This window comes from Faecalibacterium longum (genome assembly GCF_040094125.1).
Classification (GTDB): domain Bacteria; phylum Bacillota; class Clostridia; order Oscillospirales; family Ruminococcaceae; genus Faecalibacterium; species Faecalibacterium longum.
Genome location: NZ_JBBNIH010000068.1, coordinates 1 through 1957, shown reverse-complemented (window position 1 = coordinate 1957; position 1957 = coordinate 1). Strand labels below are relative to the sequence as shown.

Annotated in this window: 3 protein-coding genes; all 3 read left to right on the top strand. The window is 53.6% G+C overall.

Going from position 1 to position 1957, the window contains the following annotated elements:
• Nucleotides 1-1401 (top strand): helicase-related protein (locus AAAU26_RS01290; protein WP_431834268.1); only part of this gene is annotated, 1401 nt, incomplete at its 5' end.
• A 21-nt stretch (nucleotides 1402-1422) separates the two neighbouring features.
• Nucleotides 1423-1659, top strand: a complete 237-nt coding sequence (locus AAAU26_RS14520) for a hypothetical protein (protein ID WP_431834267.1) — start codon at nucleotides 1423-1425, stop codon at nucleotides 1657-1659.
• A partial coding sequence (locus tag AAAU26_RS01285) for a plasmid mobilization protein (RefSeq protein WP_349180884.1) occupies nucleotides 1656-1957 on the top strand: 302 nt, incomplete at its 3' end. The genes AAAU26_RS14520 and AAAU26_RS01285, both read left to right, overlap by 4 nt.

The window sequence follows — 1957 nt, the reverse complement described above, 5'->3', positions numbered from 1 at the left end:
AGAACGAGATTTGCCAAGTTCTTCAACCTCCCGGAACTGATGTCCATGTTCAAGGAGGTTGCGGACATTAAAACATCTGACCAGCTTCATCTGCCTGTGCCCGAAGCAAAGTTTGAAACCGTGGTGGCAAAACCCTCGGAGATTCAAAAGGAAATGGTGCAGGAACTGAGCAAACGTGCTGCAGAAATCCACTCCGGTGCAGTAGATGCCTCCGTGGACAATATGCTCTGCGTCACAAACGACGGCAGAAAAATCGGCTTGGACGTTCGCTTGATGAACCCCATGCTGCCGGATGACCCCAACAGCAAGCTGAACGTCTGTGTGCAGAACGTGTTGAAGATCTGGGAGGAGGGCAAAGATCAGAAGCTGACACAGCTTTTGTTCTGCGACCTCTCAACACCAAAGAACGATGGCAATTTCAACGTCTACGATGACATTCGCAAAAAGCTGATTGCTGCCGGTGTGCCGGAAAACGAGATCGAGTTTATCCACAACGCCGACACCGAAACCAAAAAGGCCGCATTGTTCTCCAAAGTGCGCTCCGGCGATGTGCGAGTTTTGCTCGGAAGTACAGCAAAAATGGGAGCCGGGACCAACGTGCAATCCCGACTTGTGGCAGTGCATCATCTGGATGTTGGCTGGAAACCCAGCGACATGACCCAGCGCAACGGTCGTATCATCCGGCAGGGCAATATGAATAAGGAAGTCAAGGTGTTCAATTACGTTACGGAAGGGACATTTGACAGTTATTTGTTCCAAACTTTGGAAAACAAACAGCGATTTATCAGCCAAATCATGACTTCCAAATCCCCGGTGCGCTCCTGCGAAGATGTAGACGAACAGGCACTTTCCTATGCGGAGATCAAGGCACTTTGCGCCGGAAATCCGCTCATCAAAGAGAAGATGGACTTGGATGTGCAGGTGGCAAAGCTGAAGGTGCTGAAAGCCGACCACCAGAGCCAGAAATTCCGCCTGCAAGACAAGCTGCTGACCAAATTCCCGGCTGATATTCAGGAGACGAACGCCCACATTGCCGGGCTGAAAGCCGATGCACAGCTTGCCGCCGCCCACCCGCAGGTGCAAGAGGGTTTCTGCGGCATGACCATCAAGGGCGTGACCTACGACGAGAAAAAGACCGCCGGTGAGCGACTGGTCCTCGCTTGTTCCGAACTGCCCAACGCCGAAGAAAAGGTCATCGGAAGCTACCGGGGCTTTGAACTGTCCCTGCGGTTCGATACCTTCCGCAGTGAGTATCAGGCACTTTTGAAGGGGCAGCGGAAGTACACGGTGCCCTTGGGCACCGACCCGCTGGGCAACATTATCCGTCTGGATAATTCGCTGAACAGCTTCCCGGAGCGCATCACCGCCGCAGAGAACGAGCTGGCTACCCTGCATCAGTAGCAGGCGGCGGCGCAGATTGAGGTGGAAAAGCCCTTCCCACAGGAGGAAGAACTAGCAGAGAAGTCCGCTCGGCTTGCAGAGCTGAACGCCCAGTTGGACGTGGACGAAAAGAGCCACGAGCCGGAACAGGAGGAAGAACCAGACGAGGATGCACCCCGCCGCCCTTCAGTGCTGGCGGCGTTGGAGGAAAAATCCGATAAGCCGGAGCCTGTGAAGCCCTTCCGCAGTTACTACGACAAGGATGGTGATGCACGATGAAAGAAAAGCGGGATGAAACCATCATCCTGCGCTTGAGCAAAACTGAAAAGAACCGTATCTATGAAAAGATGCTCAGTATGGGCATCCGAAGCCTGAGTGCCTATATCCGCAAGATGGCACTGGACGGCTATTGCCTGCACCTCGACTTGAAAGAACTGCAACGCATGGCATATCTCTTGCAGATGTGCAGCAACAATCTGAACCAGTACGCCAAGCGTGCTAACGAGTGCGGCAAGGTCTACGCCGCCGACATGGAAGATCTGCGGCAGCGTCTGGATGAACTGATTGACATTGGCAA